The 24,571-nt window shown below is 34.4% G+C and carries 19 protein-coding genes, 1 tRNA gene, 1 rRNA gene and 1 other annotated feature; of the genes, 1 reads left to right on the forward strand and 20 read right to left on the reverse strand.

Features of this window, described 5'->3' with window-relative positions:
* Window positions 1–35: 35 nt before the first annotated feature.
* The 6 genes from DFR79_RS09555 to nrdJ form a co-directional block, all read right to left on the reverse strand.
* Window positions 36–989: an NAD(P)-dependent oxidoreductase gene (locus DFR79_RS09555; RefSeq protein WP_133515267.1), complete on the reverse strand. Its 954-nt coding sequence runs from the start codon at window positions 987–989 to the stop codon at window positions 36–38.
* A 47-nt stretch (window positions 990–1,036) separates the two neighbouring features.
* The gene (gene djlA, locus DFR79_RS09560; RefSeq protein WP_133515268.1) at window positions 1,037–1,813 is read right to left on the reverse strand and encodes a co-chaperone DjlA; all 777 of its coding nucleotides are present in this window, start codon (window positions 1,811–1,813) and stop codon (window positions 1,037–1,039) included.
* Window positions 1,814–1,838: 25 nt separating this feature from the next.
* A complete protein-coding gene (locus DFR79_RS09565) occupies window positions 1,839–2,606 on the reverse strand; it encodes an ABC transporter permease (protein WP_243727760.1) in 768 nt (255 codons plus the stop codon).
* Window positions 2,596–3,516, reverse strand: a complete 921-nt coding sequence (locus DFR79_RS09570; RefSeq protein ID WP_133515270.1) for an ABC transporter ATP-binding protein — start codon at window positions 3,514–3,516, stop codon at window positions 2,596–2,598. Before DFR79_RS09570 ends, DFR79_RS09565 begins: the two co-directional genes overlap by 11 nt.
* 61 nt (window positions 3,517–3,577) lie before the next feature.
* Window positions 3,578–4,945: an MATE family efflux transporter gene (locus DFR79_RS09575; protein WP_133515271.1), complete on the reverse strand. Its 1,368-nt coding sequence runs from the start codon at window positions 4,943–4,945 to the stop codon at window positions 3,578–3,580.
* Window positions 4,946–5,209: 264 nt separating this feature from the next.
* On the reverse strand, window positions 5,210–7,600 hold the full coding sequence (nrdJ, locus tag DFR79_RS09580; RefSeq protein WP_133515272.1) for a ribonucleoside-triphosphate reductase, adenosylcobalamin-dependent: 2,391 nt from the start codon (window positions 7,598–7,600) through the stop codon (window positions 5,210–5,212).
* A gap of 346 nt (window positions 7,601–7,946) precedes the next feature.
* On the opposite strand from nrdJ, the gene DFR79_RS09585 reads away from it, so the two are divergent.
* On the forward strand, window positions 7,947–10,337 hold the full coding sequence (locus DFR79_RS09585) for a bifunctional diguanylate cyclase/phosphodiesterase (protein ID WP_133515273.1): 2,391 nt from the start codon (window positions 7,947–7,949) through the stop codon (window positions 10,335–10,337).
* Window positions 10,338–10,457: 120 nt separating this feature from the next.
* Here DFR79_RS09585 and DFR79_RS09590 read toward each other — a convergent pair whose 3' ends face one another.
* From DFR79_RS09590 to rrf, 14 genes are all read right to left on the reverse strand, one after another.
* Complete coding sequence (locus tag DFR79_RS09590) at window positions 10,458–11,417, reverse strand: sugar kinase (RefSeq protein WP_133515274.1); 960 nt, start codon at window positions 11,415–11,417, stop codon at window positions 10,458–10,460.
* A gap of 105 nt (window positions 11,418–11,522) precedes the next feature.
* Window positions 11,523–12,545 carry a sugar kinase gene (locus tag DFR79_RS09595; protein ID WP_133515275.1) on the reverse strand — a complete coding sequence of 341 codons (1,023 nt, stop codon included), beginning with the start codon at window positions 12,543–12,545 and terminating at the stop codon, window positions 11,523–11,525.
* A 463-nt stretch (window positions 12,546–13,008) separates the two neighbouring features.
* Entirely contained in the window at window positions 13,009–13,659 is a 651-nt protein-coding gene (locus DFR79_RS09600) for a bifunctional 2-keto-4-hydroxyglutarate aldolase/2-keto-3-deoxy-6-phosphogluconate aldolase (protein WP_133515276.1), read from the reverse strand.
* A 255-nt stretch (window positions 13,660–13,914) separates the two neighbouring features.
* A complete protein-coding gene (gene serS / locus DFR79_RS09605; protein WP_133515277.1) occupies window positions 13,915–15,183 on the reverse strand; it encodes a serine--tRNA ligase in 1,269 nt (422 codons plus the stop codon).
* A gap of 111 nt (window positions 15,184–15,294) precedes the next feature.
* Window positions 15,295–15,506 (reverse strand) — a binding site (T-box leader).
* 134 nt (window positions 15,507–15,640) lie between these two features.
* A complete protein-coding gene (gene alr / locus DFR79_RS09610; RefSeq protein ID WP_133515288.1) occupies window positions 15,641–16,768 on the reverse strand; it encodes an alanine racemase in 1,128 nt (375 codons plus the stop codon).
* An 80-nt stretch (window positions 16,769–16,848) separates the two neighbouring features.
* Window positions 16,849–17,973: an alanine dehydrogenase gene (ald, locus tag DFR79_RS09615; RefSeq protein ID WP_133515278.1), complete on the reverse strand. Its 1,125-nt coding sequence runs from the start codon at window positions 17,971–17,973 to the stop codon at window positions 16,849–16,851.
* Between the two features lie 139 nt (window positions 17,974–18,112).
* On the reverse strand, window positions 18,113–19,144 hold the full coding sequence (locus DFR79_RS09620) for a peptidyl-prolyl cis-trans isomerase (protein WP_133515279.1): 1,032 nt from the start codon (window positions 19,142–19,144) through the stop codon (window positions 18,113–18,115).
* 211 nt (window positions 19,145–19,355) lie between these two features.
* Complete coding sequence (locus DFR79_RS09625; RefSeq protein ID WP_133515280.1) at window positions 19,356–20,744, reverse strand: PTS fructose transporter subunit IIC; 1,389 nt, start codon at window positions 20,742–20,744, stop codon at window positions 19,356–19,358.
* Between the two features lie 53 nt (window positions 20,745–20,797).
* Window positions 20,798–21,247 carry a PTS sugar transporter subunit IIA gene (locus DFR79_RS09630; protein ID WP_133515281.1) on the reverse strand — a complete coding sequence of 150 codons (450 nt, stop codon included), beginning with the start codon at window positions 21,245–21,247 and terminating at the stop codon, window positions 20,798–20,800.
* A gap of 21 nt (window positions 21,248–21,268) precedes the next feature.
* Window positions 21,269–22,201: a 1-phosphofructokinase gene (pfkB, locus tag DFR79_RS09635; RefSeq protein ID WP_133515282.1), complete on the reverse strand. Its 933-nt coding sequence runs from the start codon at window positions 22,199–22,201 to the stop codon at window positions 21,269–21,271.
* Window positions 22,202–22,223: 22 nt separating this feature from the next.
* Window positions 22,224–22,985 carry a DeoR/GlpR family DNA-binding transcription regulator gene (locus tag DFR79_RS09640; RefSeq protein ID WP_133515283.1) on the reverse strand — a complete coding sequence of 254 codons (762 nt, stop codon included), beginning with the start codon at window positions 22,983–22,985 and terminating at the stop codon, window positions 22,224–22,226.
* Between the two features lie 178 nt (window positions 22,986–23,163).
* Window positions 23,164–23,796: an MBL fold metallo-hydrolase gene (locus DFR79_RS09645; protein ID WP_133515284.1), complete on the reverse strand. Its 633-nt coding sequence runs from the start codon at window positions 23,794–23,796 to the stop codon at window positions 23,164–23,166.
* A 159-nt stretch (window positions 23,797–23,955) separates the two neighbouring features.
* Window positions 23,956–24,031 (reverse strand) — tRNA-Asn (locus tag DFR79_RS09650).
* A gap of 110 nt (window positions 24,032–24,141) precedes the next feature.
* Window positions 24,142–24,258: ribosomal RNA gene (gene rrf / locus DFR79_RS09655) — 5S ribosomal RNA — on the reverse strand.
* Between the last annotated feature and the right edge of the window lie 313 nt (window positions 24,259–24,571).

A 24,571-nucleotide genomic window follows, 5' to 3' on the forward strand; every position in this document is an offset into this window, starting at 1 on the left:
ACCTTTCGTGAAGGTTTTTGAATTCCAGAATTGTTTTAGCTTACCACATTCTGCGGTTTACCGGCCAGCCAGGTTTCTATATTTGTAAATACTATCTCAGCTCTTTTTAAAAATGCTTCCTCTGTGGCAAAAGCTGTATGAGGAGTTAAAATAGTATTTTGGGCATTTAAAAGCGGATGATCTCCGGGAATCGGCGGCTCCATCTCAAAAACATCGATACCTGCTCCGGCAATTTCTTCCTTATTTAAAGCCTCAGCCAGCGCCTGGCTGTCAACTACAGGACCGCGAGCTGTATTAATTAAAATTGCACTTTTTTTCATCAGAGCAATTTTTTCGGCATCAATTAAATTTTCCGTTGCTTCTTTAAGTGGGACATGCAGACTCACAATATCACTTTTCTGCATCAGCTCATCTAGTTCCAGATATTCCACTTCAAGTTCTTCTCCGCTTTGATGTTTTTTATGATTATCTACTAAAATATTGCAGCCAAAAGCATCTGCAATCCGGGCAGTCTTCTGACCGATTGAACCAAAACCAACTATGCCAAAATTTTTGCCGGCAAGTTCGTTTCCAATTAGACCCGCTCTGGTTTCTCCTGCTCTTACTGCCTGATCAGAATCCTTAATCTTCCGCATTAAGTCAATTGTCAGTCCAAAGACCAGCTCAGCCACAGCCTGATTGGCATAACCAGAAGCATTGGCAACCAAAATATCATTTTCCCGGCAGGCTTCCATAGCAAGATGATCAAAACCGGTAAAAGCAACCGAAATCATCTTTAAATTCGGACAGGCATTAATAACTTCTGCAGAAAGTGGCTGATTGGCAATTATTATTATATCAGCAGCCTCTGCTCTTTTAATCATTTCTGCCTCATCTTTGGCTCGATTAGAATAAGCTGTCAGCTGATGTCCCTCAGCCTCAAATCTCTGCCGATATTCTTCAATCTTCATCATCGAGATATTAATTGGCTCAATCATCACAATTTTCATTTAGCATCCCCCCTGAATTATAATCGTTAACTAAAAGTTAATTTATTTTAAGCACTTTTCTCTTCTTTAATTTTTTCAAAAGCATCATTTATTTTTTTGAATTCCTGTTCAGCAAAATCCACAAATTCTTCCGGCAGTCCTTTACCAATTACATTGTCAGGATGAAAGTCTTTTGCCTTCTGACGGTACTTGCGTTTAACCTCTTTAAAATCCGCCTCAGGTGAACATTCTAAAATTTTATAGTATTTTTCTAAATCAGCTGTATCTACATACTGAGATCTGATACTCTCATACTGACTGTCATCTATATTAAATATTTTTTTAGCTTTTTTTATGTATTCCTCTTCTTTATGATGAAAATCATTATCTGCCACCGCAACTCGCATCAGTAAATCAAACATTCCTAAAACCAAAGTCTGTTCATTTTTAAAGTTGTCATAAAACTGCTGTGCATATTCTTCAAAAGTGCTGTTTTTCTTTTTTGCTTCATCAAAAACTCTAATAGCCAGTTTTCTGGCTTCTCCCTGCAGCTTGAGCTCATTTTTTATAAAACGATCGATAGTCTTAATCTCTGCTCTGCTGACTGTTCCATCAGCCTGAGCAAATTTTGCCAGCATCGAAAAGATACTGGTAAAAAAGATTGTCTGTTTTTCTTCCTGCTGATTTAAATTACCTCTCTGCCCAGCTCCAAATTGATTACCATTAGAATTACTGGAACTACTCTGATCAAAGTGATTCCCAATAGCAGCTCCAATTACTGCTCCTAAAGGACCACCAAAAGACCAGCCAACTGTACCGCCAAGAATTTTTCCCATCCAGGCCATAATTTTAACCTCCAATTAAATTTTATTAACTCTTAACCTTATACCCGATCTTGAATAAATAAGTAACTATCACCAGCAAAACAACAACCAGACTGCTGATAATTAAAGCTGAAAAAGCAGGTGCAATATCTGATTGACCGACAAATGAGTAACGAACCGCATCAACCATGTAAAAAACGGGGTTAAATAAAGAAACTTCACTCCAGATTCCGGGCAGACCCTTAACCGAATAAAAAACACCACTTAAAAAAGTCAGCGGGGTAATAAAAAAGTTGGAGAAAATTGAAACATGATCAAATTTCTCTGCCCACAAACCGGCAATTATCCCAAAAAGGGAGAAAATAGAAGAAACTAATATTGCAAAAAATACAGCTAAAAACGGATGAGCAACAGCTCCCCCATAAAAGAAAGTAGCTACCAGATAAGTCACGCTACCAACCAGCATTCCCCGGACCATTCCCCCGATCATAAATCCTAGAGTTAGTTCAATATGAGAAAAGGGGGCCAGCAAAAAATCAATAATAATCCCATTGTATTTAGCTCCAATCAAAGAAGAAGATGTATTGGCAAATGAATTCTGAATCAAGCTCATCATAATCAAACCGGGTACGATAAAATTTATATAGGGAATTCCATATCCTGCAACCTCTCGATTCTGAAAAGAATAGGAAAAAATAATTAAATATAAACCTGTGGAAATTAAAGGCGCAAATATAGTCTGAATGGCCACCTTGGAAAATCTGGCAACCTCTCTTTTAACAAGGCTGAAAAAAGTAATTGTATTAATTGTCATCATCCCCTAAATTAGTCAGCTTAATAAAGACATCTTCCAGCTTCGCACTTTCAATGTCCATGTCAATAATATCTAAATTCAAATCGTTTATTTTTCTAAGAATTTTATTCAAATTCTTTTTTGCAGATTCAATTTTGATCTGTCTCTGGTCATCACTTAATTCAAAATCAATTTCTAAAAATTCTTCCTCTAGGCCTTTTACTGGATCAGCAAATTTAACACTAATTACTTTTTTATCAATAGAATTAATTAGGTTTTCTTTGCTGTCAACCTTAACTATCTTTCCTTTGTTCATAATTGCAATCCGGTCACAGAGTGCCTCTGCCTCTTCCAGATAATGGGTGGTTAAAATGATAGTTTTCCCCTGCTGATTAAGCTGGATCACATATTCCCAGAGGCTGTTTCTCAACTCCACATCAACCCCGGCAGTTGGCTCATCTAAAACAATAATTTCCGGATCATGAACCAGGGCTTTGGCTATCAGCAGTCTTCTTCTCATCCCACCAGATAGCTGCCTTGGTCCTATCTCTGCCTTATCATCAAGGCTTAAAGCCTGCAGCAGTTCATCAATTTTATCCCCGTTATCTTTAATTCCAAAATAGCCGGAATGAATCTCCAGTGTTTCCCGCACAGTAAAATAAGGATCAAAAGTAATCTCCTGAGGCACAATTCCCAGTGATTTTTTAGTTTTCCTATAATCAGTTATAATGTCATTACCTAATACCGTGACCTCACCCGAATCCTTATGGACCAGACCACCTAAAATTCCAATCAAAGTACTTTTCCCGGCCCCATTGGGACCTAACAAACCAAAAAACTCACCTTTTTGAATATCTAAATTTATATCATCTAAAGCCTGTAAATTACCATAACTTTTATTAATCTCTCTAATTTTAATAGCTGTCGACATCTTATTCCTCCTTATACCCCTATCAATAGGGCTGTTATCTTCTTATCAATCAATTTAAACTTTAAATGGTTTCTCTCATTCTGCCCATTGAACTTTTAATTGTAGCTATCAGCCAGACTATCATGATTACAAAAGATACTGTTTCTGCAATCGGAAAGGAAAGCCAGACAGCATTCAGTCCAAAAAATTCTCCTAAAAGATACATTCCGGGAACTAAAAGTACTGCCTGTCTTAAAAATGTTATCGCAAAACTGGGCATTCCCTTACCAACAGCCTGAAAAGTCGCGACTCCAATAATATTTAAAACCATAAAGAAATAGGATAAGCTTACTCTTCTTAAGGCTCCGATCCCAATATTTAAAAGTTCTGGATCACTGTTAAATAATCTAATGATAGCTCCTGGAAATAGCTGAAAAATTATAAAACCAAATACCCCAAAACTTAAAGCAGCTGCATTACCAACCAGAATGGTTTTTTTCATTCGCTCTGGATTATTATGGCCATAATTATAGCCGACTATTGGCAGATATCCCTGAGTTAAACCAAAGACCATCATCAAGAAAAAAGACTGCATTCTAAAAATTAAGCCCATGACCGCTATTGCAGTCGAAGAAAAGGCTCCTAAAATTAAATTGATAAATACAATTGAAACACTAAACAGCAGTCGGTTAGCCATTGCTGGAATACCCACATTATAGATTTCTTTAATAATTTGAAAATCAAATTTAAAGTCCTCTAATTTTAGAGTTAACTCATTTTTATCACTAAATAAAACAAAAACTATAAAAATTCCACCTATAAAACGTGAAAAAACAGTTGCATAGGCAGCTCCAGCTACACCGAGCTGAGGAAATGGACCCAGACCAAAAATTAAAAAAGGATCAATAATCATATTTAAGACTGCTCCGATCATCATTGTCAGCATTGGGACAAATGTATTTCCTTCTCCCCGCAGTATATAGTTAAAAGTAGCAGGAATAAAAATTGCAATCGAGCCGGTTAATATTATATTTATATACTGATAACCTAAGTCGATTAAAACTGGATCATTAGTAAATAATCTGATGATATTTTCTGAAAAAAATATTCCCAGCAGCCCACCTAAAATTCCATAAATAATTGCAATAAAAAAGACGTGTTCTGCCACATTATTAGCTCGACATTTATCTCCTTTTCCTAATAATCGGGAGATCAAAGAACTTGTACCCACTCCTGTTCCAACTCCAACTGCAATTAAAAACATCTGTACCGGAAAAGAAATGGATAAAGCTGATAGAGCATCTGTACTTAAACGGCCTACATAAATACTGTCTACTATATTATACAGAGCCTGAATGAGCATCCCTGCAATAGCAGGAGCAGATAATTTGAAAAGTAATTTTACTATCGGTTCTTCGCCCATTCTAGCTGATTTTGATGTAAGTGCCATTTTATCCCTCCAATTAAAACAAATTTATTTTTCTCGTGTAACTTTGTCCAAATTTAGTTTAATTTAATTCATGATTAAAATTTTATCCAAATATCTCACTATTTAAATATTCTATCACAAAAAGAGTGAGTAATAAAATAAGACTGACAACAATTCTTTAATTAAAAAACACCCTTATCGGCAGATTAATCAAGCCTTTAAGGGTGTTTTTTTATCAGAGTTATTGTTTTTCCATTAATTGGTTCCATACCCGGTACGGGCACTTTATCTTACAGGGCAGGCTCCTGTTTCACAGGAAGCATCATCAATTTCTCGCTCTAAGTATTCTGTTTCATACTTAGATACTAATGATGGATTGAACCTTTCCATCTCTTCTACCCGCTTATTATACTCTTCTTCCGTAATTTCTTCATAGGGCATTAAATCATAGAAGTTATCACTATAGGAAATAAAGGAAATACCAACAACACTATTCCAATTTTCCCATAACCATTCTTCTACATCTTCCCATTCATCATCTTTAACATGAACAGTAATAGAAGCATTGTGATCAACATAATTGTCCATAAACATCTTGTATGTTTCCAGCTGATCTATCGCATCTACATCTCCCTTTACCTCTCCCTCTGGAGCTTTAACAGGGAATTCTACAACCAGTGTTTCCGGATCTTCTGGATCCTGACCTACTTCTGGATGAATCGGATAATCGAGTTCTTCACAGACCCGGGCCAGCGGATCAGAAGCAGAAATTCTTACCCGGCGCACATAATAAGCACTGTGAGAATAATGCAGTCCACTGGAAACTGTAGGCATCTGAGTCTGAGTACCCTCAGGCTTAACAGTAGTAATTAGTTTTGACTCATTATCTCCTACTTCTTTTGCAATTTCTCTGGCAGCTTGATGAGCAGTCTCACGCAGTTCTTCCAGTAACTCTGCTTCCTGAGCTTCATTTAAATCAGCAGCATTTTTCATATCCTGCCAGCCGGTTAAGGAAGTACCAATTAACCGATCCCTTTTATTAATTTGATCCCATTCCGGTAATTCAAATTCAATTAAGGCCATTCTATAGCCAGATCTAGCTGAAAGCTTCTGAGCTTCAAACATTGCTTCTTTGTCTAGAATACCTTCCTCATCAACAAAGGCCATTACATTTAAGGAAGTTAAGTTGCAGACTCCTCTGGAATCTAAAAGAATCTCTGCACAGGGATTAACTCCTTTAAAGTTTTCACGGCGTCGGCTTCCCTCTACAGCATTGATAAATCCAGGTTCACCACTAAAACGCATCTGCTTAACATGCCAGTTTAACTGTTCTTTAGAAGGCTTATCTTCATAAAAAATACTATTATTGCTCATCTGACGGTGAGATATTTCTTTATTAATTACCCATTCGTCATCTTCTTTAACATATAGATTATTTTTTGCCTGAGCAATTTCTTTATCATCTTCACTGAAAAGACAGATTTGAGATGAGCGTCTAACTCCACCAGACACAACATTTTCGGCAATTATGTTTGCTACATCCATCGCATCTATTGGTTTTAATTTAACCCGATTAATGTCATCTAAATCACGATCAGGCTTTTCCTTTAATAATTTATCGATTTTTGTGAACATCCGCTTTAAACTCTGATGTCCGGAAGCTGTTCCCCCAAAAGTTTTTAGCTTTTCCCCTTTTGGACGCACAGAATCATAATTAAAGATAATTCTCTTTAGCGGCCGGTAGGCATGATCAACTAAAAACTTAAAATAATATTCCAGCGACTGAATCCAGCCCTCTTTGGAATCACCAACATTAACTGTTACTACATCATCTTCATCAAAATCAAAATCAGTGTATTCTCTTCTTTCATCTTTTTCTACCGGCTCATAATATTTATGAATAACTTCAATATCTGTTCTAATTTTTGGCAGCTGTTCTACATCACGCGGCAGGACACGAAAACCAACTCCTGATCCTATCATTAAAAGATAAAACAAGTCCTGATAAGCTTTAAAGCTGTCAATTACTGTAAAGGAACAGTTATAGTTTGACATTCCATATTTTTTAGATGACTCTGTAGAAGCTGTCCAGAGTGTCCGGCCAGCTAAAAAGTTTCTCAAATTATATACATTATCATATAGTTTTTCGGCTTCTTTTTTTGTTGTAGGAGCCAGAGAACAATTATATTCCACAGCTCTTTTTACTGTTTCCCACCAGTATTCCCGACGCTGCTCATCTTCTAACCAGCGTGAATATGTTCTGTAATAAATAAATTCTCCCAGCTCAGTTGGAAAAGGGTTTGGCTGGTGCTTATATTTACTTAAAAATTCGTTTGTTAAAAGTGCGTTTTCCTTTTCTTTTTTTCTGTGCAGTCTTGACTGCTGTCTCTTATTTCTGTATAAAATATAGGTCTTTGCTGTTGACACATAAGCAGCCTTCATTAATTTTTCTTCCACTAAATCCTGAATTTCTTCAACCCTGGGAACCCGATCCTGATTGTAAAATTCTGTTATCAAATCTGATTCTACATCTAAAGCTACCTGTTCTGCATCATCCTCAACTGCATCTTCTCCTGATTCGATCATTGCTCTGTTGATAGCCTTGGTAATCTTATCCCGACTGTATGCTACTTCTCTCTCATCCCGCTTAATCACCGTCATGTCGGATTTGCTCAAAATAAAAACCTCCTTAAAATTTTGGTTCATTTATATTAAGTATGCTCTAATAAATGTCTAGATATTTATTATAGCATAAAAATGCTAATTAATTAAGTATGATATACGACAAATAAATTGATTCTATAAACAATAACTATATTTAAAGCTTTAATTGTAGGGCTTAAGCTAAATTGAAAATTTTCGGTATTTATTTTCCAACTTAATCTTTTTTCTACAAATGTAATTAGTTTAATTGGTATTTTCTTCAAATATATAATATAATTTAAATAATGAATTATTGTTACATTGAATAATTAAATTTATAGAAATATTTCTATCAAAAAGTATAGAAAAGAGTTGTTTTATGGATAATAAAAAAGTCAAATGGTATAAAAGCTTAATAGTTAAGGTTAACTGGAGCATAATTTTGATCCTAATTATTTTCATTTCACTTTTAGGCTGGTCAATCAATAGATTAACTTCTGAGGAAATAAGTGAACAGGTTACAGAAGTTAATTTAGAAAATGCAAAATCTCTAAAAACTAATGTTAATAATTTTATGGATAATACAGAAAATATTATAAATTTGACTGGAGCCTTTATTGATCATCATCTGGATAATGAGGAAGAAATTTTAGCATTATTAAAAGAAGTTAAAGAAGAATACTCCATTTTTAAATATATTTATTACGCAGATAACAGTGGTAAAATAATTATTCATCCAGATGTTTCTTTAAGTCCAGACTATAAACCACAGGAAAGAAAATGGTATCAAAAAGCGGCTGAAAACAAAAAACTTATCTGGACAGATTCCTATTTAGATGCAAATAACAGATATTTAATGATCACTGCAGCTTTACCAATTAAAAACAAAAAAGGCGATGTTTTAGGGGTCCTGGCTGGAGATATCCTGCTCAATCAATTAAGCAGTACAATTGCTAACAAAAAAATGGGAGAAACAGGTTATGCATATATAACAAATCAAAAAGGAGAAATTATAGCTCATCCCAATTTCAATCTTGTTGAAAATAAATATAATATAAACAATTTAATTAATTATAATCAGGTATATGATGATCAGATTGGTTCTATAAAATATCAATATAATAATGAACAAAAATTAGCTTCCTTTGTTTTTTTAGAACGTTTAAATAGTGTGATTTTTTCTCAAATTGATACTGACGAAGCTTTTTCTGTTAGGAACAAATTGGAATTACTTATTTTTGAAATTAGTTTGATTATTTTATTTATTTTAATTTTGACAGTATACTTTATCAATAAAAGATATTTACTTAAACCGATTCATCAATTAATTAACAATATAAGAAAAGTTGCTGATGGTAATTTTGAGGTGCAAATTAAAAATAATCGAGATGATGAGATAGGTAAACTGACTCAGAATTTTAATTATATGACTGAGGAAATATCTGCTGCTTATCAGCAGTTAGAAGCATATAATCAGGAAGTTACAGCTTTAAATACAAATTTAGAATACCAGGCATCTCATGATCCCCTGACTGATCTTCCGAACAGAGTAAATTTTATGGAAAAATTAGATTTAGCCCTGGCTAAGAAAATAAAAGGTTCCATTATTTTACTTGATTTTGATGATTTTAAAGAAGTTAATGACACCTTTGGCCATATATATGGTGATAAAATTTTAAAAAAGTTCAGCCAATTATTGCTTGATTCTTTCTCTGATAATGTTTTTGCTGCCAGATATGGTGGTGATGAATTTTTGCTCTTATTAAAAGGTATTGATACAAATTATGAAATTAAAGAATATATTTACAAATTAAAAACTTTGGTGGCTCAGCCATTTTTAATTGAAGAAAGTGAATTCTATCTTGACTTCAGTTTAGGAATAAGCCTTTTTCCCAAAGATTCTACCAATAGTTATGAGTTAATTGCTATGGCAGATACTGCAATGTATCAAGCTAAAGAAATTAACAAGCAAGACTTTCTATTTTATCAAGAAGAAATGTTTAATAAAATTAAAAATAAACAGGATATCAGAAAATTACTTCGCCTCGCCCTTGAAAATGATGGTTTTGAATTAAAATATCAGCCACAGGTTAACACTAAAAATGAAAAAATCGAATCTTTAGAAGCATTAATTAGATTAAAAGATTTTAATATCTCGCCTGCAGAATTTATTCCGATAGCAGAAGAAAGTGGTTTAATTATTGAAATATCAAGATGGGTTACGGAAAGGGCAATTAAAGATTTAGCTTTTTTAAATAATAATAAAAATAAATCATTAAAAATTTCTATCAACTTTTCTGTGCAGCAGTTAAATGATTTAGATTATATTAATTTTATTGAAGAAAAAATTAATACTCATAATGTTAAAGCTGAAAATTTAGAGATTGAAATTACAGAAAGTCTTTTAATTCAGCAAGAAAAAAAGGCTGTAAATTATTTAAATCAATTAACTGATCTGGGAATAAAACTTTCCCTGGATGATTTTGGGACAGGATATTCTTCTTTAAATTATCTAACTTATATTTCATTTACAAAAGTGAAGCTGGATAAGGTTTTAATTGAAGAATTTTTAGAATATGATAGTTTAAAAACAATCAATAGTTTAATTAGCTTATTCCACAGTATGAATTTGCCAGTTGTGGCCGAAGGTGTAGAAACAGAAGAACAGTTAGCTAAGTTAAAGAGGGCTAACTGTGATTATATTCAGGGCTATATATTCAGTAAACCTCTCATCTTCTCAAAAATAATTGATTTATTAGATAAAGATTAACTAAAAAATTAACCAGTAAATATATTTATATATATTATTCCCCTTTCACAGACAGATTAATTGTGATTTAATCTGTCTAAAAGAAAGGGGATTTTTATTTCTTTCAATAACAATTTTTAACTACCGATGAATCTCTTCTTTTTTTCCCTGATAAACCTCAACCTGCTCCCAGGTGGGAAGCCCTTCTATATCACCTTTAACAGTTATACATAATGCACCCACTAAATTAGCAAGCTCAACCGCTTCTCTAATTGGCAGCTCCCTTAAAAGACCGGTAATTAATCCCGCAGCAAAAGCATCCCCGGCCCCAATCAGGTCAACAATATTATCAACACAGTAAGGTTCAACATGTTCAATCTGATCACCCTGATAATAAAGTGCTCCCTTAGCACCAATTTTAAGTACAATTAGAGAACCCGGATCCATCATCTCATAAAAACCCTTGATAATTTCTTCCGGCTCAGAAAGTCCAAGCAGAATTTCTCCTTCCTCAACTCCAGGCAGTAAAACATTAACCTGAGGAATGATCCTTAACATTACCTCTCTCATTTCTTCTATACTATCCCATAGTTTAAGCCTTAGATTAGGATCAAAAGAAATCTTCAGATCATTTCCTCGAGCCACCCTTAATGCTTCAAAAAAAGCCTCCTGTGCACTATGACTTAAAGCTGGTGTTATTCCAGTTAAGTGAAGATGTCTGGCTTTTTTTATGTAATCCTCATTTATATCATCTTTGGCCAGATGACTGGCAGCAGAATTATCACGATAGTAAAAAACTTTTGGTTCTTTGGTTGTGTGCATTTCTTTAATTAATAATCCAGTTCTATGTTCTTCATCTCTTCTTACCTGAGAGACATCTACTCCTTCTCCACGGACAAAAAACTCTACATAATCTCCAAGTGGATCCTTCCCCAGTTTACTGATCCAGCCTGAATTAAAACCGAGCCGCTTAACACCGATTGCTACATTAGATTCCGCTCCTGCTATATACTTAGAAAAATTATTCAAATACTTTAAAGAACCCACTTCATTTGGTGCCATCGCGGCCATTGTCTCCCCAATAGTAACAAGATCAATCATTTAAAATTCCTCCCAAAAAAATAAAAATTTGCCTTTAATGCTAAAATTGAAAAAAAGGCCACAGCTTAAAGCTGCAGCCCTTATTGAAATAAAATTATTAACTACTTATCTCTTAACTCTTCCGGAAGCATTTCCTCCAGCTAGAGTTTCTACTTCTTTAACACTTACATGGTTAAAGTCACCAGGGATTGACTGTTTTAGAGCAGAAGCAGCAGCACCAAACTCAGCAGCTTCCTGAAGCTCTTTACCAGTTACTAGAGAATAAATCAAGCCACCAGCAAAGGAGTCTCCTCCACCAACACGATCAATAATTGTGATATCATATTTAGTTGACTGAACAAAGTTTTCTCCATCAAAGAGAATAACTAACCAGCCATTACGAGAAGCACTGTGGCTAATTCTTAAGTGACTTCCTACTAATTCCAGGTCAAAGCGGTCGATTAATTGTTTGGCAACATCTTTGTAACCTTCAACATTTAAGTCACCACTGGTAATGTCGGAACCACTCTTAATATCAAATACCATTTCGGCATCTTCTTCATTCGCAATTACAACATCGGTGTATTCCATTAAACCTTCCATTACCTGACCGGCTCTTTCCTTACTCCAGAGCTTAGCGCGGTAGTTTAAGTCACAGCTTACTTTTACACCATGCTTTTTAGCAGCTTTAACAGCTTCTAAAGTAACATCTGACATCTGCTCACTTAAAGCAGGAGTGATTCCTGTATAGTGGAACCAGTCTACATCAGCAAAAATTTCTTCCCAGTCAAAATCTGCACTTTCAGCTTCAGCAATTGCAGAATGAGCTCTATCATAAACTACATTAGATGGTCTCTGACTTGCACCATTCTCACAGTAATAGATTCCTAAACGGTCTCCACCGCGAGCGATGTAATCTGTATCAACACCAAAACGGCGAACTTCATTTAAAGCAGCCTGACCAAGTGGGTTATCAGGTAACTTAGTCACAAAACGAGCATCCAGACCATAATTAGCTAAAGATACAGCAGTATTTGCTTCTCCACCACCATAAATAACATTAAAAGTATCAGCCTGAATAAAACGCTCATGATCCGGTGGGGTCAAACGCAGCATAATCTCTCCAAATGTAACAACTTTCTTAGACATAAAATAAAAACCTCCTGTTAAATTTTGATTTAAATAAAAATTAATTTAAGTAAATAACAATTTATACTAAGTCTTATCTGCTAGAACTCAGCAGTGTCAAAATGAACAAATTTAAATTTAAATGTACTTCTGTTAATAAAATGGACCTCTCAGCTGACTAACCTGCTCACAGATATGAGAGCACTCCAGCCAACCTTCTTAACTAAAAGAAATGATATTAAATTTTTATAAATTAGAATTTTTGCTAGAATAACTTAACATTCTCTATCAAAAGAAATGGTCTTAAATCTCATAAATTAAGAACTTTATCTAGAATAACTTAATGAAGATTTCTAATTAATCAGGCTGAAGGGCAGGATGCCCTGAACTGACCGTGCCACACGATGTGGCAATCGGAAAGTGTGCCTGATTGATTAGAAAGATGAATTCTAGTTATTCTCTAAAGTTATTTTTGAAATGAGATTTAAGCCATTTCTGCTCTGGCTTCTTTAATCAACCTGATAAATTCTTTAGCAGTTTCTGTAACCTGTTCATAGTCACCAGTTTTGGCACCTTTACTTAAGGAACTACCAACACCAACTGCAAAGCTACCTGCTTTAATCCAATCTTTAACATTATCTAAACTAACTCCACCAGTAGGCATTAAGGGCGCCTGTGGTAATGGACCTTTAACAGCCTTAATAATCTTAGGGCCAAATAAGGTAGCAGGGAAGATCTTAACAATATCTGCACCATATTTCATTGCTTTAACAACTTCTGTCACACTCATTGCTCCGGGCATAACAGCTTTCTGATAGCGGTTACACATAGCAATTGTTTCTTCATCTAAAGAAGGAGAAACAATATACTCAGCACCGGCTAAAATGCAGGCACGCGCAGTTTCTGCATCTAAGACAGAACCAGCACCAATTAAAATTTCATCTCTGCTGTATTCATCAGTAATCTGCTTGATTACATCAACAGCACCAGGTACTGTCATAGTAATCTCAATAGCCTCAATACCACCTTTTTTTACAGCCTCAGTAATCTTTAAAGCTTTTTCTGCATTTTCGGCTCTAACAACAGCGACAATCCCAGTTTCCTCAACTCTTTTTAAATCTTCAATTTTGCTCATTAAATAAGCCTCCTTTTGTTTCTAATAGTAAAACACTGTTTTATTTACATCTCGTTTAATATTATTCTATACTCAAAGCAATAATCCTTCTTTTTTGACCAAAAAAATAAAAAAATTTCACAAAAAACAAATAGAGCCCTAAAAAGGCTCTATTACTTACAATATTATCTTTTACAGTTAATATATTATTTGTACCAGGTACGAAAAGGAGTTTTCGTACCTGGTACAAGTGAAATAAATTACAAAAGGCCACCTTTATTCGATTACATTAGTTCCCATAAATGGTCTTAAAACTTCAGGTACTGTCACTGTTCCATCTTCATTCTGATAATTTTCTAAAATTGCAGCAACTGTTCTTCCAATTGCCAGTCCAGACCCATTTAAAGTATGCACAAATTCTGTACTGGCTTCTGGTTCAGGACGATAGCGAATCCCGGCCCGTCTGGCCTGAAAATCTTCGAAGTTCGAACAGGAAGAAATTTCTCTATAAGTGTCATAGGCTGGCATCCAGACTTCTAAATCATAAGTTTTAGCAGATGCAAAGGTCAAATCTCCTGTACAGAGGCTGACAACACGATAAGGAAGCTCCAGTTTCTGCAGCACATCCTCTGCATCAGCAGTTATTTTTTCCAGCTCATCATAGGAATCCTCCGGCTTTACAAACTTAACCATCTCTACTTTGTTAAACTGATGCTGACGAATAATACCTCTGGTATCACGTCCATGAGCTCCTGCTTCTGCTCTAAAACAGGCACTATAGGCTGTAAAATATTCAGGCAGCTGCTCAACATCTAAGATTTCATCACGATACATATTTGTTACCGGAACTTCGGCAGTTGGAATCAAATAATAATCAAGACCTTCCAATTTAAACATATCTTTTTTAAATTTAGGCAGCTGTCCGGTTCCTGTCATACTGTCTGCATTGGCAATAAAGGGTGGAAATACTTCTTTATAACCATGTTCATCTGTATGCAAATTAAGCATAAAATTAATTAAAGCTCTCTCTAATCTGGCACCTGCTCCTTTAAGAAAGGTAAAACGGGTACCGGTTACTTTCCCACCTCTTTCGAAATCTAAGATATCTAAATCTTCTCCAATATCCCAGTGGGCTTTATCTTCAAAATCAAAGTCTCTGGGTTCACCCCATTTTCTGATTTCCTTATTATCCTCTTCATCTGTTCCCACAGGCACAGATTCATGCGGAATATTTGGAATAGCTAACAGCAGATCATTTAATTCTGATTCCACTTCTCCAACTTTTTGATCCAGCTCTTTGATCCTGGCAGAAACCTCCTGCATCTCAGAAATCAGATCAGAAGCATCCTCTCCATTTCGCTTCAGCTCTCCAATTTTATCAGAATTAACATTACGCTTATGTTTTAACTGCTCAGCTTCATATAATAGATCACGCCTCTTGTCATCCAGTTCTTTAAATTTTGCAATTGGTGATTCCATATTTCGCTTTTCCATCGCCTTTTCCAATACTTCTGGATTTTCTCTGATAAACCTCATATCTAACATTTTTATTCCCCCCTAAAATTTATTTTGAAATCTAGATTGATTATAAGCTTAAATTAAAAAGAAATTTATTCTTCTAAAAATTGCTTTTAAAATAAAAAAACTCCTCCCTAAAAAAGGGACGAGAATACTCGTGGTGCCACCCTAATGACAGCAAAAATGCTGCCGCTTAAATAGTTTTAACGGACTCAACCGGTTCAGCTTAATCAAATTTTTTCGGCCTCACAGCTCCAGACTGGATTCGAATTTTAACTGACTGATTTGCAGCAGCCATCAGTTCTCTACTTTCAGTTAATAAATCTACTAATGTCCTTCACGGCTTTTCTATAGTTGGCTATTTAATTATTGTTTTAATTATATTACAGCATTTTTAGAAATTCAAGTTAAATTTACTAAAAGTTAATCAAAATAAAGAACGAGCAGATCATTTAACTCTAATCTACCCCCACTGATTCAATATTTAATCAAAATAAATTTTTTCTAATCTTTCACTTAAACCACAAACTATCTCATAATTTATTGTTCCACACAGTCTGGCAATTTCTGATGCTGATATTTCCTCAGCACCCTGTTTTCCGATTAAAACAACCTCATCTCCAACTTCAACATTTTCTATCTGATCGACACTGACAATAGTCTGACCCATACAGACTCTGCCTCTAATCGGAGCTCTTTTTCCCTTAATTAAAACTTCTCCCTGATTAGAAAGCAGTCTTGGATAACCATCCTTATATCCGATCGGTAAAACTGCAAGCTTTTCCTCATTCTCAGTTTTATATGTTGAACCATAACTGACAGCAGAGCCAGCAGGTAACTGGCGGAGCTGGACTACCCTTGTCTTAAATGATAACAGCGGCTTTAAATCTGCTTCCTGATTTAGTTCAGCCGAAGGAAGAAGACCATAAAGCATAATCCCGGGCCTGACTAAATCCAGAGAACTTTCTTTTAAGTCTATTACCGCGGCACTGTTGGCAATATGCACTAAAGGTAAGTGAAATCCTGCATTCTTTATTTTTTCTAAAGCAGAATTAAATTTCTGCAGCTGCAGATAAGAGAATTCCTTATTCTCCTCATCAGCTGCTGCCAGATGAGAAAAGACACCTTCTATTTGGATGTTGTCTAATTTTTGAGCTGAAGTATAAACTTCAGGTAATTTTTCTGGAAAAAAGCCAATTCTCCCCATTCCTGTATCAATTTTTAAATGAACTTTAATTGTCTTCGCCGCTCTAATTCCTGCTTCATTTAACGCCTCTAAAGTTTCGCTGCAGGCAGCTGTTTGAATTAAATCTCCCTGAATAATATCATCATACTGATCCGGTAAAACTTCAGCCAGCACCAGAATTGGCTCTGTGATACCTGCTTTTCTTAATTCAATTCCCTCATCTGGACTGCCAACACAAAAGTATTCTACTCCCAGTTGAGATAATTTTTGAGCCACCCTGACAGCACCATGGCCATAAGCATTTGCTTTAACAACTGCGGCAATTTTAGTTTTTTTATTAATTTTACTGCGAATAAAATTATAATTTATTTTTAAAGCACTGAGATCAATTTCAATCCAGGCAGGTCTTTTTAATTCTAGCTCCATTTCTTTACCTCCATCAACAATCATAACTACTTTAACAACCTTCAATTAATTATTAAACAAGCTTTGCTTCTTCTCTATATTTATTTCCACTCTGCTAATAACTGATCTAATTCTTTATAATCTTGATCAAAACTTTCTGCCACTGCCTGACAGATTATTTCTCCCTGATATACATTCAAACCTAAAGCCAGAGAATAATCATTCAACATTGCTTTTTTATATTCCTGAGCAGCTAATTTTTTGATATAAGGAAGGGTTGCATTAATCAGGGCAAAGGTTGAAGTTCTGGCAACTGCTCCCGGCATATTGGCTACAGAATAATGAATCACTCCATATTTGTTAAATACTGGGTCATCATGGGTAGTTGGATATGTACCTTCTATACATCCACCCTGATCAATTGCCACATCAACAACCACAGAACCATCAGTCATAGTTTTTATCATTTCTTCTGTAACCAGATTTGGTGCTTTGGCTCCAGGAATTAAAACTGCTCCAATTACTACATCAGCCTGACTCACTTCTTCTGCCACATGGGCATTATTTGACATGATAGTTTTTATTTTTCCCTGGAAAATATCATCAATATAGCGCATAGTGGACTGCTTAATATCCATGATTGTTACATCTGCACCCATACCGTGTGCAATTTTGGCAGCATTACGGCCTACAATTCCACCACCTATAACAACTACTTTAGCCGGTTTAACTCCAGGTACACCACCGAGAAGAACTCCACTTCCACCCTTTGGTTTTTCTAAATAAGAGGCAGCTGCCTGAACTGATAATCTGCCTGCAACTTCACTCATTGGAGTTAAAAGTGGAAGCTCACCATCTTTATTCTGGACTGTCTCATAGGCAACAGCAGTCACACCTTTTTCTTTTAAGGCTGCTGTTAATTCAGGATCAGCAGCCAGATGTAAATAAGTAAATAAAAGCTGACCTTCTTTAAATAAATCATATTCCTCTTTTAGAGGTTCTTTAACTTTAATGATCATTTCTGCTTTTTGAAAAAGCTCATTTTTATCAGCAATTATTTCCGCTCCAGCCTTTTTATAATCCTCATCAAAAATTCCGCTTCCCTGACCTGCATTTTTTTCGATTAAAATTTGATGGCCTGCCTTTTTTAAAATTTCAGTACCAGCAGCAGTTAAAGCTACCCGATTCTCATTATTTTTTATCTCTCTGGGAACAGCAATTATCATTAAAATCAGCTCCTCATTCTTTTTTTGAAGAAAACTAGCTCTATACTTATAATATCAGATCTGATCCTCTAATCAAAGCAGAAAATTCCTGCCCTTTTTACAGGAGCAGGAATTTTTATTTTAATATATTTAATTAGTCCTATAATTTAATATCTATTTCTGCTTCTTCTCTTAAACCTTCAACAAATTCCTGAAAAGCCTGATTCTGCTTCTGGCTTCTCAGCTGACTTTTGATTTGAGATTTAACTTCTTCAAACTCTCTAACTCCAGCTTCTCTAAAATCAGTGACTTTGATTAAATGAAAACCAAATTGAGTCTCTACCGGCTCAGAACTTACCTCTCCTACACTTAATTCCATAGCTGCATCACGGAAAGTTTTATCTAAACCCTGCTCATTAGCAGTTATAAAACCTAAATCTCCACCATTTTCTGCTGTTGGACCAGTAGAATGTTCTCTGGCCATTTCTGCAAAATCAGCACCATTATTAATTTCAGCTAATACTTCTTCAGCTTTAGCCTGATCATCAAATAGAATATGGCTTACTTTTTTCTGTTCAGAAGTTTCAAACTGCTGCTGATTATTATCATAATACTCTTTTGCTTCTTCATCACTTACGCTAACTTCATTTACTACTTCTTCTCTTAATTTATTAACTAAAAATCCATTCATATTATTTTCAAAGAACATATCTTTATACTGCTGCATGGATTCAAATCCCTGCTGCTGAATAGCCTGTTCTAACTGTTCATCATTTAAATTATTCTGCTGTTTTAAAGCATTTACCTGCTGATCGAAAATATTATTCATTTCTTCATTACTAACTTCAAGACCTCTATCCTGAGCTTCCTGAACAAGTAATTCATTTGTAATTAATTGCTCCAACTTCAATTGGCGGAATTCTTCTACAACATTCTGTCCAGCTTCTGTCTGTAAAAGTACAGAACCAAATTCCTGGTTTGATTGTAAAATCTGCATTAAAATATTTCTTACACCAGCAAATTGTTCAAGTTCCTGCATTGAAATTTCTTCTCCATTTACATATGCTGCAACTTCTGGAGTTTCTTCAGTTACTGCCTCGTTAACATCTTCCATATCTTGAGCCATAACCGGCATAGATAAAACTACTAGCAATACTGCTGCAATAATTAAAATATTTTTCTTTAAATTCATTAATAAACACTCCCAATTTAAATATTCTTAATTTTTGTCCACCGATATTTATTATACCATAATTTTAATGATAAGCAAATGAACTTAATTGATTCTAATCCTATTCTAATTATTAATACATAGAAAAAAGAGACATCAAAATTGATGCCTCCTTTAACTCAAATATTCTATTTATATGCTAAATATTGATAGTTTTTAACTCTCTATTTTTTTATTCAGCTAATTTAGGTTTTAATATCCTTAACATAAATGTTGTGACAATAGTACCAGCTATAATTGCTAGAGCATAAAAACCAAGATTAGTTACAACATTAGGAATTGGTAAAACAAATATACCTCCATGAGGTGCTCTCAAACCTACTCCAAATAACATCGATAAAGCTCCTGTAATTGCAGAACCAGTCATGATAGATGGAATTACTCTAATTGGATCCGCTGCTGCAAAAGGAATTGCTCCCTCGGTAATAAAGGAGATTCCCATAAACCAGGCAGGTTTTCCAGCTTCAATTTCCTGATTAGTAAATCTATTTTTGAACAATACTGTGGCTAATGCAAGTCCAAGTGGAGGTGTCATACCAGCTGCCATTACAGCTGCCATCGGCCCATAAATTTCTGAACCTAAAAGTCCAACACTAAATGTGTATGCCGCTTTATTAACAGGCCCTCCCATATCAAAAGCCATCATTGCACCTAAAATTAGACCTAATAAAACTGCATTGGCATCAGTCATACCCTGTAACCATGACTCTAATCCATTCATTATCCCTTCTACCGGTGGTCCAATTAAATAAATCATTAAGAGACCGATAATTAAACTGGATAAGAAAGGTAACACTAAAACAGGCATTAAGCCCTGAAGATTTTCTGGAAGCTTAATGTTTTCTTTTAACCATTGAGTAACATAACCGGCTAAGAAACCAGCAATAATACCACCTAAAAATCCAGCTCCAATACTACTTGCCAGCATACCACCTATCATTCCAGGAGCAATACCGGGACGATCAGCAATTGAGAAAGCTATATAACCAGCAAGAATTGGAACCATTAAAGCAAAGGCAGAATCTCCACCAATCTGCATTAAAGCAGCCGCAAGTGAACCTTCCTGTTCAGCAGCATTAATACCAAAAACAAAAGATAGTGCTATAGATAACCCCCCTGCTACCACAAAGGGAAGCATAAAGGAAACACCGGTCATTAAGTGCTTATATGGTCCCGATCTTTTGGCCTTTCTTTTTGATTTTTCATCACTAACCTGACTATTTAAATTTGCATTAACTTCTGTTTTTTCTCCCTTTTCTGCCTTTTCCAGTGCCTGATTGATTAAAGATTCCGCATCATCAATTGCATCAGCCACTGCTACCTCAACAATCGACTTACCACCAAAACGCTCATGACTGACATTTGTATCAGCAGCAATTATAACTGCATCTGCTTCCTTAATATCCTGTTCACTTAATTCATTTTCTACTCCAACAGAACCCTGAGTTTCTACCTTCATCTGCACATCCATTTTTTTTGCAGCTTCTTCCAGTGATTCCGAAGCCATATAAGTATGTGCTATACCAGTTGGACAGGAAGTTACAGCAACAATTTTTTTCATAAACCAATCCTCCTCATTTTTGAATAACTTTTAAAATTATATTTAAAACTTTTCTAAATATTTTCTAAAATACTCATTATTTCCTCTTCGTCTTTAGCTTCTAATAGGCTGTCTCTAAAGTCATCATGAACTAAGTTTCTGGACAATTGAGCCAGTAATTTTAAATGCTCATCATGAGATTCTTCCGGGACAGTAATTAAGAAAAATAAATGACTTAGTTTTTCATCCATAGAGCCATAATCAATTCCTGCATCTGAACGTCCAAAAGCAACTGCAGGCCTCTTAACAGCATCACTTTTTACATGGGGAATAGCAACACCTTTTCCGACTCCGGTTGTACCCTTTTCTTCTCTTTCCATTGCTTTCTTTATAACTTCTTCTTTATCAGTTATAATATCATTTTTGGCCATAATCTCTATCATTTCTTTAATCACAGAATCTTTATCCTCACTTACAAGATTCATTTTAATTAAATTCTGATTTATAAACTCATTTACTTCCATTTTTATACCCCTTTTCTCTGCTTAATATATTTTTTCAACTTTAATACTATTTTTTATTCTTTCAATCAACTCTTCATCAATCTTAGAAATGGAACCAGTTTCTACAAAAGCTGTGGCTAAGGCAGCAGCAAAAATACCTGTGTCTTTTAAACTTTCATTATTATCTATTTCAGCAGCCAGGCCGGCAACCATTGTATCTCCAGCTCCAACTGTCGTCTGAGAAACTTTAACCTGAGGAGTATAAATTCTATAAGCTTCATCTTTAGAAGCAATAAAGGCCCCATTTGCGCCCAGAGAAATCATTACGATATTTACGCCCTGCTCAATTAAATATTCAGCACCCTTTTTTAAATCATCATTATTATTTATTTTTCTTCCCAGTAAGTTTTCAATTTCTTCTAAATTTGGTTTTACTAAATAGGGAGCTTTTTTTAAGGCTAATTTAAATTCTTCGCCAGAGCTATCTAAAATAACCTTTGCCTCTTTTTCTTTAGCTTTATCAATTAGCTCAGCATAAATATTTTTTTCTACACCTGATGGTAGACTACCTGAGAGGACAAATGTCTTATTTTTCTTAATGTTTTTTTCAAAAGAGGATTTAAAGTCATCAATGTTTTCCTTACTTACTCTACCTCCTTCATTAATTTCTGTTTCCCGATTGGTTTCTTTTTCTTTGACCTTTAAATTTTGTCTTGTTTCAAAATCAGACCAGACAAAATCTGATTTTATTTCTTTATTTTCCAGCATTGAAGTAATAATTCTCCCATTATTACCACCGACAATACCAAGCGCTTTATTATCAATTTTTAATTCTGTTAAAACTTCCGAAACATTAATACCTTTTCCACCTGCCAGGACTGTTGTTTCTTTGACTCTATTCAATTTACCCAGTTTCAAATTATCCAGAATAATTATCTTATCCAGAGCCGGGTTCAAAGTAACTGTTAGAATCATCTGCTCACCTCCATTCTTACATTTAAGCTAAAATAACCTCAATATTTTCCTGTTTTAAACTTTTTTCCTGATTTTCAGTAATCAAATCTGTAATTATAAAGTCTATTTGCTTTAATTCTGCAAATCTATAAAAATATACTTCCTCCCACTTGCTCTGATCAAATAGAAGAAAATTTTCACCTGCAATTTCTAAACCAATTTCTTTTATTTTTGCTTCACTTAGATCCGGTGTAGTCGCAGCAGATTCCAAATTGAAACCATTTGAACCAATAAAACTTTTGTCTACTCTTAATTTTTTTAAATAATCCTCAGCCAGGGGTCCAATCATAGCTTCAGTTGATCTTTTAAAATTACCACCAATCACTATTAATTCACAATCAATCTTATCTTCATTAATTTTATTTATAATATGCAGGGCATGGGTAACAATTGTTAAATCATTTTTTTCCTCTAAAAAATCAATTATCTGCCTGGTTGTAGTCCCAGCATCAATAAATATTGTATCTCCATCTTTAATTATTTCAGCAGCTTTTTTACCAATTGTCCTTTTTTCATCAGCCAACTTATCTTCTTTTTCTTTAAAACTGGGCTCTAATTTGCTGCTGCCGCTTAATATTGCTCCTCCATGTGTCCGACGAAGAAAACCAGATTTTTCAAGTTCACTTAAATCTCTCCGAATTGTTGCACGTGAAACATCAAAATTTTTACTCAGTTCATTAACACTTGCTCTTTTTTTTGTTTCTAATAATCTTATAATTTTTTTTCTTCTTTCTTCGGCAAACATTAACAAAACCTCATTTCATTGTTGTGATTGTTTATGATTGTTTACTTTCGTTTTTGTTCATTTATGATTATATAATATTCGTTTATGTTTGTCAACATAATATTCAAAAAACTTTTAATAAAATAACCCCCTCTTTTCTATAAAGAAATAAAAGGGGGATTAAATAAATCTTATCAAATTAAACATAATCAAGTACAATAACTCTTTTATCCTTAAAATTTTCAATATCTACTTCAGGTCTATTAATAAATTCAACCTCATTTTGCTCGAATTTATCAGTAAAATTTTTAACTCCATTAATTGGAAAATCCAAAATATCTGTTTTATAATGCATGGGAATAATGGCAGCTGGATCTATATCTCTGGCTATTATAAAAGCCAGCTCTGCATCAATTGTGTAATTTCCACCAACAGGAATTAAAAGCAAATCAACATTTTTAATTTTTTCTATAATATTAGCATCCAATAAATGTCCTAAATCACCCAGGTGACAAATTTTTTTATCTCCTATATTAATTAAAAAAATTAAATTATCTCCTCTATCTTCTCCATGATGACTATCATGATAGGATTTGATTGCCTCAATTTCTATTTCACTATTTTTTAGGCCATCTAAACTATCTATAACTTCAAAATTTCCTCCCAGAAGCTCAGCAGAATTATGATCATAATGTCCGTGACTAACTGTAACATAATCAGCTTTATCTTCTATTTGATGATAAGGAAGACTGTCATCATAAGGATCTGTAATAATTTTTATTCCATTATTCTCAATAAAAAATGTAGAATGTCCCCACCATTTTACTTTCATAGTATCACCTTCCTATTGTGTTATTCTAAATTATAGATTAACTTATTAATTAAATTATATAACAATTCCAAAACTAATTTCAAAAATAAATTAGAAATAATAATTAATTTTATAAAGTAAAATAAAAAAAAAGACCCTATAAAGGTCTCTAAATAAAAATGGCTCCCCGAGTAAGACTCGAACTTACGACAAGATGATTAACAGTCATCTGCTCTACCAACTGAGCTATCGGGGAATATAAATAATAATATTTTCTTTTACTGTAATATATTGTAGCATAAAAACAATAATATTTCCAGTCATTTTTAATATTTTTTCTAAAAATATAAGTTTAAATAAAAAAAGGACCGGCAGTGACCTACTCTCCCACATCGTTACCAATGCAGTACCATAGGCGCTGGAGGACTTAACTTTTGTGTTCGAGATGGGAACAAGTGTTGCCCCTCCGCAATTACCACCGGAAATTCGTTATTGTTCTGCTCTTTTCTTTTGATCTTTAAGTGAAAAGTTCACAGATTTATGTTGTCTAAATTTCTGAACTTGATTAATTTAGCTTTTAGATGCTTTATGAAGGTCAAAGAAAAAAGCTGTTTGAGCGCAGCGAGTTCTTTTTTCTCCTGAATAAAGCTTCTATAAGCGTTAAAAATTAATCTGTGATTGAAATTTAGATAACTATACAATCAAAGATACATATAGGAAATAATGATTAAGCCCTCGATCTATTAGTACCAGTTAGCTTAATGTATTACTACACTTACACCTCTGGCCTATCTAC

The sequence above is a fragment of the Halanaerobium saccharolyticum genome (assembly GCF_004362045.1).
GTDB lineage: Bacteria > Bacillota > Halanaerobiia > Halanaerobiales > Halanaerobiaceae > Halanaerobium > Halanaerobium saccharolyticum_C.